14 protein-coding genes are annotated in these 17,170 nt (G+C 41.5%); all 14 read left to right on the forward strand.

The window, feature by feature from the left end:
- Nucleotides 1–132: 132 nt before the first annotated feature.
- Nucleotides 133–921 (forward strand): flagellar basal-body rod protein FlgG, encoded by a 789-nt coding sequence (gene flgG / locus FR7_RS03585; RefSeq protein ID WP_007941519.1) that lies wholly within the window; start codon nucleotides 133–135, stop codon nucleotides 919–921.
- A gap of 9 nt (nucleotides 922–930) precedes the next feature.
- Nucleotides 931–1,923 (forward strand): flagellar basal body P-ring formation chaperone FlgA, encoded by a 993-nt coding sequence (gene flgA / locus FR7_RS03590; RefSeq protein WP_007938968.1) that lies wholly within the window; start codon nucleotides 931–933, stop codon nucleotides 1,921–1,923.
- A 62-nt stretch (nucleotides 1,924–1,985) separates the two neighbouring features.
- Nucleotides 1,986–2,585, forward strand: a complete 600-nt coding sequence (locus FR7_RS03595; RefSeq protein WP_007938969.1) for a flagellar basal body L-ring protein FlgH — start codon at nucleotides 1,986–1,988, stop codon at nucleotides 2,583–2,585.
- 13 nt (nucleotides 2,586–2,598) lie between these two features.
- On the forward strand, nucleotides 2,599–3,711 hold the full coding sequence (locus tag FR7_RS03600) for a flagellar basal body P-ring protein FlgI (protein ID WP_007938970.1): 1,113 nt from the start codon (nucleotides 2,599–2,601) through the stop codon (nucleotides 3,709–3,711).
- A gap of 14 nt (nucleotides 3,712–3,725) precedes the next feature.
- Nucleotides 3,726–4,103, forward strand: a complete 378-nt coding sequence (locus tag FR7_RS03605) for a rod-binding protein (protein WP_007938971.1) — start codon at nucleotides 3,726–3,728, stop codon at nucleotides 4,101–4,103.
- 54 nt (nucleotides 4,104–4,157) lie between these two features.
- Complete coding sequence (locus FR7_RS23630; RefSeq protein WP_007952059.1) at nucleotides 4,158–4,358, forward strand: hypothetical protein; 201 nt, start codon at nucleotides 4,158–4,160, stop codon at nucleotides 4,356–4,358.
- A complete protein-coding gene (locus FR7_RS03610) occupies nucleotides 4,345–5,751 on the forward strand; it encodes a phosphodiester glycosidase family protein (protein WP_007938972.1) in 1,407 nt (468 codons plus the stop codon). The genes FR7_RS23630 and FR7_RS03610 overlap by 14 nt, the downstream gene beginning before the upstream one ends.
- 50 nt (nucleotides 5,752–5,801) lie before the next feature.
- Entirely contained in the window at nucleotides 5,802–6,110 is a 309-nt protein-coding gene (locus FR7_RS03615) for a biotin/lipoyl-containing protein (RefSeq protein WP_007938973.1), read from the forward strand.
- 7 nt (nucleotides 6,111–6,117) lie between these two features.
- On the forward strand, nucleotides 6,118–7,932 hold the full coding sequence (locus tag FR7_RS03620) for a SpoIVB peptidase S55 domain-containing protein (protein WP_036667623.1): 1,815 nt from the start codon (nucleotides 6,118–6,120) through the stop codon (nucleotides 7,930–7,932).
- A gap of 335 nt (nucleotides 7,933–8,267) precedes the next feature.
- Nucleotides 8,268–9,041, forward strand: a complete 774-nt coding sequence (locus tag FR7_RS03625; RefSeq protein ID WP_007938975.1) for an MlaE family ABC transporter permease — start codon at nucleotides 8,268–8,270, stop codon at nucleotides 9,039–9,041.
- Nucleotides 9,042–9,056: 15 nt separating this feature from the next.
- Nucleotides 9,057–9,821: an ABC transporter ATP-binding protein gene (locus FR7_RS03630; RefSeq protein ID WP_007938976.1), complete on the forward strand. Its 765-nt coding sequence runs from the start codon at nucleotides 9,057–9,059 to the stop codon at nucleotides 9,819–9,821.
- Nucleotides 9,818–11,092 carry an MlaD family protein gene (locus FR7_RS03635; protein WP_007952060.1) on the forward strand — a complete coding sequence of 425 codons (1,275 nt, stop codon included), beginning with the start codon at nucleotides 9,818–9,820 and terminating at the stop codon, nucleotides 11,090–11,092. The genes FR7_RS03630 and FR7_RS03635 overlap by 4 nt, the downstream gene beginning before the upstream one ends.
- 128 nt (nucleotides 11,093–11,220) lie before the next feature.
- Nucleotides 11,221–12,522 (forward strand): TolC family protein, encoded by a 1,302-nt coding sequence (locus FR7_RS03640; protein WP_007952061.1) that lies wholly within the window; start codon nucleotides 11,221–11,223, stop codon nucleotides 12,520–12,522.
- A 325-nt stretch (nucleotides 12,523–12,847) separates the two neighbouring features.
- On the forward strand, nucleotides 12,848–17,161 hold the full coding sequence (locus FR7_RS03645; RefSeq protein WP_007952062.1) for a translocation/assembly module TamB domain-containing protein: 4,314 nt from the start codon (nucleotides 12,848–12,850) through the stop codon (nucleotides 17,159–17,161).
- Nucleotides 17,162–17,170 lie beyond the last annotated feature (9 nt).

The raw sequence follows: 17,170 nt of genomic DNA on the forward strand, positions 1-17,170 counted from the left end.
TAGTTAAGATCCTGCTGTTATAATTTAGTATACATATGTGGAATTAACGTTTAATGTTTTAGGAATTAAGTTTGATAGCGGGTAAGGTTTTTTAGCAATATATTTCATGTGATTAGGGAGGATTTTTAGACTATGATGAGATCATTATGGACTGCTGCGTCAGGAATGGTTGCCCAACAGGCGAACATTGATGTGGTTTCCAATAATTTGGCAAATGTCAATACGACAGGATTCAAAAAAAGCCGTACAGATTTTGAGGATCTAATGTATCAGACTATGCGACAGTCAGGAACGGCCACTGGTGCAGATACAATGCTGCCTACAGGGATTCAATTAGGCAGTGGTGTTCGTCAGGTAGCTACTCAAAAAATTTATACAGAAGGTAGTTTTCAATCAACAGGAAACGAATTGGATATGGCGATTGAAGGGGATGGTTTCTTTCAAATTACTATGTCTGATGGTACGATTAATTACACTCGTGATGGTGCGTTTAAACGAGACGATCAGGGACGAATTGTTACTTCAGAAGGGTACCCTCTGGAGCCTGCCATTACCATTCCTGAAAATTCCTCCAATCTTGCTGTATCATCTGATGGCCGCGTATCAGTCATACTAGCAGGTGAAACTGAGGCGCAGGAATTAGGACAGCTGCAATTGGTCAAATTTGTAAATCCGGCAGGTTTAGATAGTGTTGGTCATAATTTACTAAAGGAAACTGCAGCTTCAGGTACTCCGGTTGCCAGTGATCCTGGAATAGATGGAACAGGCACCGTTATACAAAAATATTTAGAAATGTCTAATGTTCAGATTGTGGATGAGATGGTGAATATGATTGTAGCGCAAAGAGCTTATGAAATCAATTCCAAAGCCATTACGACATCTGATGAAATGCTTGAACAAGCTGCTAACTTGAAACGTTAGGTGAAAGTAATGAGTAAGAAGGTATGTCTGCTTATCTTATTCCAAATTTGCGTATTGATCACTTCAGCTTTTGCTGAGGGCACCCGGGTTGTCATTGATGAGCAGGTTAGAGTGAATGGTGCAGCCATCAGCCTTGGGCAAGTCGCTAAGATCAGCGGGGATGATGAAAAAATCAATCAAGAACTGCGTCAGCTAAAAATTGGTGATGCACCTGCCCCGGGCAGCAGTTTTGTATTAACCAAAGAAATCATTACTATGCGATTAGCAGCAGCGGGTATCGATTTAGCAAGTGTTATGTGGAGCATTCCTGATCGTGTGACTGTGATTGGCGATTCGCAGGTTATAAGTGCGCAAACATTGATTGATAAAGGAATCAATGCGATTCGGGATCAAGTGGGACCTAATGTTAAATATGATGATTTACATATATTTTATGTTGGACGTGAACAAGAGGTAACAGCACCTGTAGGGACTGTTGCGCTGGCTGCTTCTTTGCCTTATGGAATTCGTTATAATACTCCGACTACTATAATAATTTCTGTAAGTGTGGATGGACAAGCTGTTACCAAAGTAAGTCTGAGATTTAAGGTGAATTTATATCGTCAGGTAACGGTGGCAGCCCGTCAAGTGAATGCTCGTGAGATCTTTACTGAAGATGATTTGCGGTATGAACGGATGGATACAGGACAAATTGCAGCGGGTTTTATTACTGATAAGAATAAGATACTTGGATTAATGGCCAGACGATTAATAACTCCGGGTATGGTGATAAGCGATTCCATGGTAAATAAGCCTGTAATTGTTAAACGGGGTAATATGGTAACTCTAACTGCTTTTATTGGCACCATAGAAGTAATAACCTCGGGGCAGGCTTTGCAGGACGGCTATGAAAATCAATTGATCCGCGTTAAAAATATCAGTTCTAATAAAATTGTTTTCGGTAAGGTTATCGAAGAAAACAAGGTGCAAGTATTAACATATAAGAGTGCTTCTGCCTCTTAAAGAATAGTTGCTCTGGATGAATAAAAATTTCGTAGAGTGAGTAGAAAGTGAAGGTGTAGAATATGTTTAACCTAACAAAAAAAAATATTGGTTTCCTGTTAGGTTTCCTGTGCCTAATGTTCTTAGCAGCAACTCCGGTCTCTGCGATGTCCTTGTGGAGTGATAGTGGGGCTAGCAGCAGCTTGTATGGTGATTATAAAGCTCGTGCTGTTGGTGATACCCTTACAATTATTATCAGTGAAAATTCTAGTGCAAATCGTGCAGGAAATGCTGCTAATTCTAAGTCCACCAACGTAAATATGAATGCTGGGACAGGGATCTTCCATGGAATTGCATCTGCTACAGCAGGTAATTCTGACAGCTTTCAGGCCAAGGGTTCTCTTGTCAATACCAATAATGTTACGGCAAGAATGACCGCTCAGGTTCTTGAGGTGAAGCCTAACGGGGACTTAATTGTTTCTGGAACACAAAGTATCAAACAAAATGGTGAAGAACAGAAGATTACAATTTCCGGAATTGTACGTCAAGCGGACATTTCAGCTGATAATACCATATTGTCTACTTACATAGGGAATGCTCAAATCAAAATAGACGGCAGTGGTCCAATTTCTAGAAAGCAGCGTCAAGGGATCGTCAGCCAATTACTGAACTTCTTGTTTTAAAACGGAGGATATTATGCGCAGGTTAATCATCATGATAACGATTTTATCTTGTGTTATGGCGATTGTGCCAACAGCACTGGCAGCCAGCTCAATAACACGGATAAAAGATGTAGCAAAAGTGCAAGGTGTTAGAGCCAATCAACTTGTGGGATATGGATTGGTAACGGGGCTGGCTGGTACAGGTGATTCAAATACACTTGTTCAAACCAGACAGTCAATTGCCAATATGTTAAAGAATTTTGGGTTAACAGTAAATGATGCTCAGCTTAAATCAAAAAATGTAGCTGCAGTCATGGTTACTGCTCAATTACCAGCTTTTGTAAAGCCTGGTGATACCATTGATATGACAGTATCCTCCATGGGAGATGCGAAAAGTCTTCAAGGCGGTATTTTGCTGCAAACACCCTTGAAGGCAGCGAATGGACAAGTGTATGCCGTAGGGCAGGGACCCATTTCCACAGGTGGTTATAGTGCAAGTGGCGGTGGCAGCAGCCAGCAAAAAAACTTTCCGACTACTGGCACTACCCCCAATGGTGCAATTGTAGAACGTGAGGTACCTACCCAATTGATATCGCCCAGTGGTTCCATTACACTGGCTTTGAGTCAGCCTGACTTTACTACTGCAGCTCGAATTGGCGAGGCCATTAACAATCGGTTTGGTAATATTTCCACGACACGGGATCCCGGTACGGTAGTGGTTTCAGTTCCTAGTACTTATGATAACGACGTGGTGGGATTTGTCGCTTCTATAGAAGAACTCTATATTAATCCTGACAATATTGCCAAGATTGTTATTAACGAACGCACAGGTACCATTGTGATGGGTTCCAATGTTACGATTGATGAAGTAGCTGTAGCGCAAGGCGGACTTAGTATTCGTATTGACAGAACGACAGATGTATCGCAGCCGCCGCCTTTCTCTGGTGGATCTACAGTGGTTACAAATAATACTTCTGTTGATGTGAAAGAAGATAAAGCAAATGTTATGGTATTGCCTTCTACGGCGAGTGTAGGCGATGTTGTAAATGCACTAAATGCCATTGGTGCAACACCACGGGATATTATCTCTATATTGCAGGCCATGAAGGCTGCTGGAGCCTTACATGCTGAATTGCAGATTATTTAGGCAGGTGGATACGAGTGCAGATAGCAGGAATTAGTTCATCAAGTATGATAAGTAATTTGGATTCTGTGCAGACTAAAGCTAAAGGCGATTTTGCTGCTCATTTAGCACAGGAAACAGAAAAAGCACAACAGGCAAAAGATGATGCGAAGTTAAAAAAGACTTGTCAGGATTTAGAGGCTGTATTTCTAAATATTATGATGACGAATATGCGTAAAACGGTGGATAAGTCCAAATTAGTAGATAGTTCTCAGGAAGAGACGATGACATCTATGCTGGACGCGGAAATGACAAAAGATATGGCAAAGGCTGGAGGTATTGGATTGGCGGATATGCTTTACCGCCAATTACGTACCCCGGATCCTGTCAGCAATAAGTCCCAGGCACCGAAATAGTGCCTGGGTTTTTCTCATCAGTAAGGAAAGTGTAAGTTTTATAGGTGGAAAAAGATGAGGTTTTATGAACCACAAAGGCACAATGCCGCTGATGCGGCACACAAAGGAGAACATAAAAAAAATAAAAACCTTTGTGTCCTTTGCGTCTTTGTGGTTCGATTCGTTTTTACATGTTTTCAAGGACGTGTTAGCTTTTTGATATTAAAAATAGTATTAGTGGTTTTCTTAGGGGGATATAACAATGAAGATTTTTAAACGTGTGTACATATTGATGATGCTGATCATTTTTTGTTCGCAGATGGTGTGGGCAGCTCCAGCTAAGTCTGTGCTGCAAAAAATTCGTTACAGCCAAAGCGCAGAGCAAGTGCGTATTGTATTTGATGTAAATGAGCTGCCTGAATATACCGCTCAGCTTTCTGCCAATCAGGATCAGATTATCATTGATTTTACGAATACAGATAGCAGTAAAATGCCAATATTGCAATTAAAGGACCCGATTGTCAGTAATGTGCAAGTGATTCAGGTTCAGCCAGGTAAACAGCGAGTAGCCATTACACTCAAAAAACCGATTGTGTCTTATAAATTGTTTACACTATCGAATCCCAAGCGGGTTGTAATTGATATTGTAAAAGAATTTGACCGTAAATATGAGGAACAAATTGGAACTGGTTTAAAGTATACTTCATTGTATCGTAATACGAAGGCAGGCCCTATTTCTGCATATATGGTGGATCTGGCGCCAGACAGTAATTATGTCATAAAGCCAGTATTATCCAATAATGCGATTGTGGATTTAGAAAAAGTACAAGCGATGGCAGTACGTAATAAAGGCATCGCTGCCGTGAACGCTTCTTATTTTGCTCTTAATGGAGAAATCCTAGGCCTGCTGAAAATGAATGGTGAAATTGTGAGTTCTCCTACGATTGGACGAACTGCCTTAGGAATCTTGCCTGATGGTAAGATCTTAATTGACCAGATTGACTATAAGGGGACGGTTACCTTACCGGATGGAGCTGCAATTGCTATTACGGGGGTGAATCATGAGCGGGGGCAGGATGATTTAATGTTATACACTAATGATTACGACAATATGACGGGCACGAATGAATATGGTACGGATTATATTGTGAGTCAAGATGTTGTTACTGCAATCGTACATGGCAATGCTGTTATTCCGCCGGGAGCAGTTGTGCTTTCAGCTCATGGCAGCAACGAAAAGGCGTTATCCAGTTTGAAAGTGGGTGACGCAGTAAAAATTAACCAGACACTTGGTTCTGTTTGGGATAAGACAATATATGCCATTGGGGCAGGTCCGCGGTTGATTAAAAATAACAGTGTATTTTTAACCAGTAAAATAGAAGAATTTCCTCCGGATGTAGCAGTCGGAAGAGCACCTCGTACCGCAGTCGGTGTAACGAAAGATGGGCATGTTCTGCTTGTTGTAGTGGATGGTAGGCAGCAGCATAGCATGGGACTGACGTTGTTAGAATTAGCCTTATTAATGCAAGAATTTGGAGCTGTCGATGCGATGAATTTGGATGGCGGAGGCTCTAGTGAGATGGTCGTAAAAGGTAAAATTATGAATAAACCCTCTGATGGCCGGGAGAGATCAGTGGGAGATGCATTAATTATTGCCCCTAAGGATTGATAATTCATGTTAATGTTGTATAATGAAACTAAGTAAGGAGGTGGCTTACCATGCTTCATAGAAAAAGCATAGCAGTTTTGGTAATCGGTTTTGTGCTAATCGTCGGCAGCTTATTAGTTACTGCAAATAGTGTTGTAGAACAAAAAGCATCTCTGGCTGGCACCATTACAAGTAATGGCTTGGTTAAACCAGGGGATACTGTTCGTGAAGGTGACGTTTTGGTGAAAATCGACACAATAACGGGAGCTATACCAGCATCGAGAGCCACAGCCAATGGCGTTGTAAAAGCAGTATTAGTTTCACCAGGAGTTTCAGTGGCTGTTGGTGATGTAGTTGCTCGTATTGAAATCGGTAAATAAAGAAAGGATGATATATTTGGTAAAACTATGCAGGCAGTGTCGTCTGGCACTGCTTATTTTTTTATTAATGCTGCCTATGTCTTTAGTATGGGCTGCACCCGAGATCATGCCAGTAGAGAATATAAAGGTAGGTATGCAGGGAATTGGCAAAACAGTAGTTTCTGGTACCAAGTTAGAAGAATTTGGAGTAGAAGTATTAGGGATTATGAAAAATAAGGGACCATCAGGGGATTTGATTTTGGTGCGAACCTCTGGAGATGTTATTGATCGAACGGGAGGAATTGCCCAAGGAATGAGCGGCAGTCCCGTCTATATCGATGGTAAGCTGGTCGGAGCGGTGGCCTATGGCTGGTCATTGACTGATCATAAAGTTGGCATGGTCACTCCTATTGGGGATATGCTGAAATTATGGGATATGCCTGACAATTATAATGATACGATGCAGTTTATGAAGGAAGTACCGGATTTTGAGCCAATGACCACACCATTGATGGTATCTGGTTTTAGTGAACACGCTTTAACAATGCTGCAAGACAAGCTTAAACCTTTTAATTTAGTACCGCAAGAAGTCGGGGAAGCTCCTTCAGATGTTGTGTTTTCTCCTCTAGAACCAGGGAGCGCTGTAGGTCTTGAGTTAGTTCGCGGTGATGTGAGTGTGGGGGCTTTGGGTACTGTTACTTACGTAGAAGATAATAAGGTCTTGGCGTTTGGTCACCCCTTTCTGAAGAAAGGGAATATTGGCTACTTCATGACCAATGCCTACGTGTTTTCCACTGTTAATGGCTTAGAAAATTCATTTAAAGTGGGTACAATGGGAGAAGCTGTTGGTGTTATCAACCAGGATCGAGGAGCAGGAATTGCTGGATATCTTAGCCGATATCCTACGATTATTCCGATACGCATCATCGTGAAAGATAATGATACTGGACAAACCCAGGATGCAGCAGTGCAAGTGGTAAAAGATGAGCAGCTCTCATCCATTTTATCGGCTACCACCATGTTCAATGTCATTGACAAGGCCATGGACCGGGTAGGACCGGGAACAGCTAAAGTTAGTTTTGAAATTTCTGGTCAGAATATGCCCGGAGGGATTATTACTCGAGAAAATATGTTTTACAGCCCTGCCAGTATCGGTGAATTGGCTGTAGGTGAGTTTTTGGAAGCCATGACAATGCTAACGGGGAATCCATACAATCCAGTTAATCTGATGGATGTTAAGGTTCATGTTTCTGTTAGTGAAGAGCGTCGTACCGCTACTATTGTGGAAGCTCAGACAAAAACCCCTAGTGTAAAGCCTGGGGAAAATGTTGAAATTGGCGTAAAAATAAAGCCTTTCCGCGGCGAGCCGATTCAACGCATCGTTTCCTTTACCGTTCCTAAAGATCAGCCGGAAGGGCCTCTTACCTTAGAAGTGCGTGGAGGCGGCATGGTGCCTTTAATCCAGCTGCTAGCTAAGAATCAGGGGATGGACGAAGGATTACTGCTGCTTGGCAATCCAAAACCAAAAAATCAGGAATTCGCTGATGTGGTTAAAGAATTTATGGAACGTGACCGCAACAATGAAATTGTTGTAGAAGTTCTGGATATGGGAATGGAGAATCTATTCGGTAATGCTGCATTAGGAAAAGATAAGAATAATAGCAAGAAACAAGAGAAAGATATAGTAGAAAATACAGTTTCTCTGAAAACGGATATTAAAGCTATAAATGCTAAGGATAAGAAAAAGCAGGGAAAAGTGAAAAACAGCATTACCACAGATTATATTATTGACGGTGATACACAAGTCGTAGTCAACGTGGTAAAAGACCCAGTGAAAAAATAGATAAAGAAGACTCTGATTGCAGAGGGGACTCAAACCTCCTCTCAATCGAAGTCTTCTTTATTTTTTACCTATGAAGATAGAATATAGGTTATGCAAAAAAACGTTTGAACCGCGAAGGTTGCGAAGAAGTACGAAGAACACGAAGGGATATTACTCTTATTCTTCGCGTCTTCGCGTTTCAAAGTGTTTTACTTTTTCGATCCATGTTTTACTATTCCATCAATTTCCCCTTCACTAGGTGCAGGGAACTTACGTTTTTTATGGAATACTTCATAATAAGACAATTTTTTAATATAATCGTAATATAAAGTTTAATGTCAATGTGAGGGATTATAATGTTGCTAGCTATAGTAGAAAGCATTGGACGGCAAGTGATTCTTTGGATGGAAAATAGCGGTCGGATTATTATCCTGGTAGGCAATACTCTATTTCATTTGCGGGAAAAGCCTAGAATGAATCATGTACTGCATCAAATGGCGCATTTAGGTGTGGATTCTTTGCCGATCGTATTGCTGACGATTTTATTTACAGGAATGGTAATTACACTGCAGACTGCCACTGAATTTATTAAATATGGTGCTCAATCGTCTGTGGGAGGCGTTGTGGCAATTGCTATGGCACGGGAACTGGCTCCTGTTTTAACAGGGGTGGTAGTTGCAGGACGTGTAGGAGCAGCTATTACGGCAGAGATTGGTTCTATGAAGGTCACAGAACAAATTGATGCACTGCGGGTGATGGCGATTAATCCTATCAAATATTTAGTAGTACCCAGGTTATTAGCTTGTGTGATTATGGTACCCATATTAGTCATCTTTGCTGATGTTATTGGTACAGTAGGCGGGTACTTGGTAGCCACCTTATATGCTGGTATCAGCTCTTATACCTATATCCATTCCATTACACTTTTTACTGTAGTCAATGATATCATAGGCGGTTTGGTTAAGGCCATGTTTTTTGGCGGTATTATTGCGATTATCGGCTGTTATAAAGGCTTAACAACAGGTGAGGGTGCTGAAGGCGTGGGGCGGGCTACAACTGCATCCGTAGTTAGCTCGATTATTCTGATTTTTATTAGCAATTATTTTTTGTCGTTAGTGCTGTATCGGTAAGAGGATGGTGAGTGAATGATAAAATTAGAAAATATTAGCATGAGTTTTCATGGAAAACATATATTGCAAGGCATTGATTTGGAAGTGCAAAAAGGAGAGACTTTAGTCGTAATCGGTCCCAGCGGCTCGGGGAAAAGTACGCTGCTGCGTTTAATGGTAGGACTTTTAAAGCCTACTCAGGGAGAGGTTTGGATTAAAGGACAAGAAATATCTCATTTATCAGAGGATAATTTAAACAAAGTTCGTATCGGCATGGGGATGGTATTTCAGTACTCTGCCTTATTTGATTCCATGACAGTAGGAGACAATGTGGCCTTTGGACTTCGGGAACATACTGCGATGACCGAGGCTGAGATTCAGAGGATTGTTGCTCGCAATCTTCGCATGGTAGGACTGGCGGGGCAGCAAGACGTAATGCCTAATGAGTTATCAGGAGGCATGAAGAAACGGGTAAGCTTAGCCAGAGCCATTGCAATCAGACCGGAAATTATGTTATATGATGAACCGACAGCAGGTTTAGACCCAATTATGTCAGGAACCATTGACCGGCTGATTATGAATGCCAAGCGTGTGTTATGTGTCACTTCTGTAGTAGTTACCCACCATATGTCCAGTGCTTTTAAAATTGCTGATCGTGTTGCGATGATCCACGGCGGACGAATTATTGAGGTGGGTACGGTGGAACAAATCAGGCAGTCTGAAAACCCTGTGGTACAGCAATTCATTCTTGGTCTAAAATCACCTAGTGCATATGTAAGAAGGAGGTCGGAAATGAGATGAATATAAGTACGGAAGCGAAAGTCGGTTCGATGAGCCTGATCGCCTGTATGTTATTGATATATATTATGATTCATTTGAGCGGCTTTACCTTTGGCGATAAAGGGTATCCGGTGCAAGCTGTATTTAGGCAGGTAAATGGACTTAAAGAAGGCAATATAGTACGATATGCCGGCGTGGATGTTGGACGGATAAAAGAAGTACGTGTCTTGCCTCAAGAAGGTGTACAAGTGACGATGTTAATGGATCCGGGAGTTAAGATCCCTGAAGGAGCAAAATTTCTCATTGGCGCTGATGGGTTAATGGGAGAAAAATACATTAATATTATCCCGACAGATAGCAGCTCTAGTTATTTATTACCGAATGCCAAGGTAAAAGGGGAAGAGATCCAAGGCTTGGATGAGCTCATTGCTTCATCAGATCGAGTATTGGCAGAGGTTCATGATTTAGTAAAATCCCTAAATGAGATCGTAGGGGATGACAAAGTCAAAGCTGCCATGAAAAATACCATTTTGAATGCGCAGGAAATCACGGTTAATATGAATATCATGATGGGAAATCTTGCACGTATGACACAAGAAAATGGTGACATTGATGTCACAGTAAAAAATTTAAGTGCGATGTCGCGCAGCTTGCGGGAAGCTGCGGCAAGAGCAGAAGTCATGATGCAGGCAGTAGACAATGATGGGCAGACGGCAAGAGATCTGCAGGAAACCCTTGTTAATATTAAAAATACCAGCATCCGTGTAGAAAAAATGGCAGCAGCCTTAGAAGGAGTAGTAACAGATCCTGAGACTGCGCAAAACATCAAAGACACATTAAAAAATGCTCGCATGGCAAGTGAAAGAGCGAACAAGATGTTAACAAAGGTATCTTCCATTGACACGAAAGTGGGATTTGAAACATTATATAATCAGGATACTGGAAAATATAGCAGTAATGCGGATTTGAAAATTAATACCTCACCTACGGATTTTGCTATTATTGGCGTAAGTCATATTGGTGACGGCAGCAAAGGAAATTTCCAGGTTGGCAAAGGCAATGAAGAGTTTGCCGGCAGAGCTGGCGTAATTGACAGTAAAGTAGGAGTGGGAGTAGACACCAAAATCGGCAAACAGATGTCATTATCATTGGATGTCTATGATCCTCAAGATGTACGGGTGAAATTACGCTCGTTATATCAAGTCGCTCCAGACACATTTATTGTAGGACAGAGTGACGGGATTAATAAGCAGGATGAGCAGACGTATTTCGGCGTACGAAGAAATTTTTAAAAAAACGAATCATATTCGCAGTGATCTTTGATTGACAATAACTGGACTTCGTCCTATAATTAATAATGAATAATAATACGTGACTAACTAGTCACAGCTCTTTGATGAATTGAGGGGGATTTTTTTACATGTTGAAACAAACTCATTGGAAAAAACAATTAATGGCAGCACTGACAGGTGGATTTTTGATATTAAACACGGTAAGTGCATTCGCAGCACCGATAGAGTTATCTTTGGAAGAAAGTATTGCAAGAGCTTTGCAGAACAATCCTGCAATTAAGATAGCAGATGCAGATAGACAGGGAGCCGAGTATGATATACGTGTAGCAAAAGGTGGAAAATTACCTACATTGAAGTTAGAACACTCTGACGGTCGTTCGAAAACATATGTAAATGACACTGCAAGTATTGGGAATCAATTTGACAGTTCTGTTACTTTGGGAATGAATCTATATACCGGGGGAGAAGTCGAGGGGAACATAGAAAAAGCCAAGATTGGCTTAAAAGTGGCTGATTTGGATGTTGAGAAAAGTAAACAGCAAATAAAATTAGATGCTACCAATGGCTTTTTTACGATTCTGCAAACGAGAAATACCGTAAAAGTAGACCAAGAATCCGTAGATCAAATGGCAGCTCACTTAAAAAATGTAGAAGCGCAATATAATGTAGGAACCGTAGCAAAATCTGACGTACTACGTTCTCAAGTAGAACTGGCAAATAATCAGCAAATACTAACTAAGGCGCAAAATGCTTATGAAATAGCAGTTTCCAATTTAAATAATGTAATGGGGCTGCCATTAGATACAGAAATACAAATAAAAGATGAACTGGTTCATGAGCCTTATAACTTATCCTTAGAGGATAGTATTAATTATGCCATGGGCAATCGTCCGGAAGCAATCCAAGCTGATCACAATATAGAGATCGCAAAACAATCCGTCAAGATTGCAAAAGCTGGTAAATTACCTACTGTGGCTGCTAGTGCCAGCCAAAGGTGGGCTGATGATGATTTTCCAGGAACGGATGAAAATGGTTGGTCAGTTGGTTTAACTGCTACCTGGACTCCTTTTGATTCTGGCGTAACCAATGCTCAAATTAAAAAGTCCAACTCTGAGGTAGAAAAATCATTGCAGACAGCCAAACAAACGAAGGATGCAGTTCAATTAGAAGTACGTCAAGCGTACCTAAATATGATAGAAGCGGAAAAGCGGATTAGTACCTCTCAAGTGACAGTAGAGCAGGCAGAAGAAGATTTCAAAATTGCTCAAGTCCGCTACAGTGCTGGGGTGGGAACGAATACAGATGTAATCGATGCACAAGTAGCCTTAACCCAAGCGAAGAATAACTACATTCAAGCAATGTATGATTTCAATACAAGTAAAGCGAATCTGACAAAAGCTATGGGAGTACCTATAGAAACTGTACAATAATAGAATATAAAAAGAGCTGGGAATATCCCAGCTCTTTTTGGTAGGCATCAGAAAATATACCCCCCTTGTGTCCTTTGCGTCTTTGTGGTTCAATTCGTTTATATGTTTTAGTTACCTTATTCGACTTATTCTTCGTGTTTTCGTAGTTCAGGTTTTATTTTTAGAAGAATGTGCAGCGTTTTTCGTAACCATCATTATACCATTGGAATAAATTACTGTATCAAGGTTAAAATAATTTCAGCTAAAAGATAGAGGAAGCTGGCAGTGCCATGTAGAAGTATATGCTGTTATGAACGCCTTATGAGGTGGAATCAGGAGGCTAAGAATGAAAGAAAGAGTCATTGCAGTATTAGCAGTATGTATGATCCTTTTAATTGGCAGTGCCTACTGGCTGACTAAAAGCCAAACGGTTATGACGGGGGCACAAAATGCGTTAAGCATAGAATTGGCTAATGTACTGGGAAGTTTAGTCACTGTAGGGGACATTGAGGTTACCTCTTATAATCAAGTCACCATACATAATGTGGCTATTTATGATAAACAGTCAGAAATTCTGGCTGCAAGTGACAAGATTATTGTTTCCTATAGTCCTTGGAGTATTTTGACTGGTTGGAATGTGGTAAAATCCATTTCCGAGCTAAGGGTAGAGGAACCTACTCTTTGGCTGGCACAGCGAGATAATGGGCAGTGGAATATTCAAGATATCGTTATTAAAGATGATGCATCTGAGTCATCTTTATCTGCTAAAGTAAAAGTAGTGAATGGCAGAGCTGTTGTGAATGCCTACCATTCTCAATGGACTTTGGAAGAAGTAAATGGAAATTTAGATCTTGCCAATGCTCCTAGAATAAAGATGGATCTGGAAGGATTGTACAATGGTGCAGCCGTGAAAGCAAAGGGGACGATTCATAGTAAGGGGCGCAGCACTCTCACTTTGCATGCAGATCAACTCATGTTAGCTGACTTTCAGATGTTAGTGCCAGAAGACGGATCGATTCAGTTAGTGGGAGGCAGCGCCAAGCAGATCGAAGCAACCATTGCCTATGAAAAAGGGGCTATGGAGTGGGCTGGTGAAGCGCGTCTGGAAAAAACCGATATCAATCTTGATGAGATTCCTTTACGTCAAATTGATGGAGGTATTGCTTTTACCAATAAGAAGATATATATGTTTGTGGCAGGAAAAGTATTTGAACAGCCTATTGATGTACGGGGCAGCGTAGATACGGATGCTAGTGAGCTGATTGTGGATCTAGCGGTGGCATCTGCTGCTTTTGATCCCAGCGCAACAAACTATGATATTCCTGTTAAAGGTATAACGGCATTTAAGGCTGGTATTACGGGGGTTATCTCAAATCCTGTTGTCACAGGGGAAATCCAGATGCCGGCAGGAGAAATAGCTGGTTACCAGGCAGCCAATGTACAGACCAAAATCAATCTGGTAAATAAGACAATTACAATTCAGCAATTGGAAGCAGATGTCTTTGAAGGACATATTTCTGCTTCCGGGCAATTCCAGCATGAGATAGGCAGTTATCAACTTTCCCTTAATGGTCAGCATCTTAATATTCAAAAGTTCCCTGAGTTAGTGCCGGATATGAGCGGCTATATCGATGCTGCTGTGGCGATAAAGGGGACGGGAGATTTAGCGGGGGCTGAAATTCAAGGAACCGTGTCCATGGGACCTGGTGAATTTAGCAATATTCCCTTTACCTTTGTGACCAGTGGATTTTATTACCATAAAGGAAATGCTGCCGTAGACTATTTGAATATTGGGATCGGTCAAGGCATGGTAACGGCTCAGGGCACGGTGAAAGAACAAGAGCTTGCCTTGCAGATATATGGTCAAGGTATACCATTAGACCTGTTAGGCAAAGGTATAGAAGGCAAGACTGCCGGCGTCGGTCAATTTAATGGTAACGTTCATGGAACCTTATCCGCTCCTGAAATAACCGCTGATTTTATGGCATTCAATGGAGAAATTTTATATCAGCCTTTTACCCAGGCAGCAGGTAGGATTCATATAACACCGCAGCAAATAACACTGCAGGATGCTGAAATGATTCATGGTGTAACCAGGCACAAAGCCCAGGGAAGGATTGGATTATCTGGTGGGCATGAACTGAGTATGTCCATTATTTCTGAGCGGGCCAGAGCAGAAACATTAGTACCATTATTAGTGCCCGGGGAGAATCTAACAGGAAATGTAGACAACAATATGGTCATTACAGGTTCTTTGGAGAATCCTACGATAGCGGGTACGGTTACTTTGACAGATGGCAGTTTCCGTGGTCAGCTATTGGCCAAAGCAGCTGGCTCTTATAAAAGAGAACAAGGCATAACCACCATCCATGATTTTGTTATCCAGTCCCTCGGTACTCAATTGCAGCTTTCAGGCACGATCTCACCCAATAATGATTTGGATTTTGATGTTACAGCCCAAGATATTGATTTAGAACAATTAAATAGGAACAATAGTGATTTTAGCGCTGCAGGCAAGGCCAACTTTATAGGTAAGCTGACAGGTACTCCCTCAGTCCCCATTTTTAAGGGGCAGCTATCTGCGGCTGCTCTCAGCCTTAATGAGCAGGAGGTTACAGGTGTAACCGGAACCATTGCTGTCACAGGTGATGAGATTGAGATTCCCGTCCTTTCTTTTGCTCAAGGAAAAGGAAAATTTACTTTTTTTGGCGGTCTTGACCAAGGAACAAATGAAATTTATGGCACGTTGACTGTAGAAAATGGAGAATTGCAGCCCATACTGGCAGCCAGTAAGGTGGGGCACAAAGAAATTATGGGAACATTAAATGGCCGGATAATAATAAGTGGAACTCTTGGTAAACCCAATGTGCGGCTGATTGGGGATTTAAAAGCAGGCAGTGTGAAAAAATATCCAGTAGAGTCCATCGTCGTGGATGCTGCATTAGAAAATAACGTTCTGACCATTTCTGAGTTTTCGGTTAAACAAGGCACAGGAGTCATGCTGGCGCGAGGGAGAGCGGATTTAAATACCAACGGACCTTTGAGCCTGGAAGTAGGCGGCAGAGGCATAGATGCCGGCTTAGTTGCCTCCTTCTTTGATACTTCCATTCAGCCTACAGGCAAACTGGATTTTGCCGCTCAAGTTTCAGGGGTGTCGGATAATCCTCATACCGCTTTATCCTTGGAGCTTGTTAACGGAGGAATCGGTGATACAACCGTTGATTCCTTATATGGATTATTGATCCTGGATAAGAATGTGATACATGTGGATCAAGTCTTACTGAAAAAAGGTCCTTATCAAGCCAGTGCCTATGGTATTATTCCTGTAGCTGCCCTTAGCTCCGAAGGCAGACGGCAGGCAAATGCTGCAGAGCAAATGAATCTGAATGTGAAACTAGACAAAGCAAATTTAAGTATTTTGCCATTGTTGACAAAACAGGTTGCATGGGCAGAGGGAGCGACACAAGGTGAAATTACCATAGCTGGTACCTTAGAGCAGCCAGTCCTTAAGGGGATGATTACTGTTAACAATGGTACGCTGAAGCTGGCAGCTTTAAAAGACCCCATCCAAAAAGTGGGGGTTGCTATTGCCTTTGAAGGTGATACAATTAATGTAAAGCAATTTGATGGGTATATGGGAAATGGTTCTTACCGTGCAACAGGTACTGCGAAATTAGATGGATTGAGTTTGACGGATTATAACCTGTCTTTAATTTTGGATAAGCCTATGATTCGCAGCAAATATTTTACCGGTGCTGTTGATGGGAATTTGACCATTAGCCAAGGTAATGTGCGACCAAAATTAACAGGTAAATTGCTTTTTGAAAATAATATCATCGACATTCCTTCCCTTCCTGATATGGAACCATCCAATCTAGACATGGATTTAGACGTTGATATACAAGTCGGGAAGAAAGTACGCTTATACAATCCGTACCTATATGACATGTTAGCTGTTGGCAGAGTAAAAGTAGGCGGCAGTATTGCGCAGCCGGATGTTTCAGGGCGTATTGTGGCGATTCGCGGCACCGTGAGTTATCTTAGAACGCAATTTAAGGTGGAAGAAGGAAGTGTGGAATTTCGGCAGTTTTCTTCCTTTGAACCAATTATTAAACTCAATGCTAAAGCAACTCTGCAGCAAACGGTGGTATATTTAAATGTCAATGGTCCTATGGGGGAAATGGAATTTAAATTAACGTCAGAACCAGCCATGAGTCAGCAGGAGATTCTATCCCTTCTGACGCTGCGCAGCCGTTATTTTGAAAAGCAAAACGACGGGGATACAGGGCTTGGAAGAGACGAACTCATGGCGGCCCTTGATGCTGGCCTGCAAATGCGTTTTATTAGTGAAATAGAAGGAAATGTCCGCAGTGCCTTGGGGTTGGATGAATTCCGTTTTGTTCGGGATACTAGTTCTAGTATTGTGAAAAAGAATAACAACAAAAACGATGAGGGCTCTACAGTCAATAAAGAAGTGTACAATCTGGAAATGAGTAAATATTTGACAGATCGATTACTAATAAGCTATGTTATGGGTGTTGATCATAGTAAAAATGAAGTATCATTTCGTTATAGCTTAAATCGAAATATTAGTTTAACGGGCTCTATCGATGATGAAAAAGAGACATGGATTGGCGCAGAGGCTAGATATAGGTTTTAAGAAGAAGGA

It is taken from the genome of Pelosinus fermentans DSM 17108, from assembly GCF_000271485.2.
GTDB classification, from domain to species: Bacteria; Bacillota; Negativicutes; order DSM-13327; family DSM-13327; genus Pelosinus; species Pelosinus fermentans.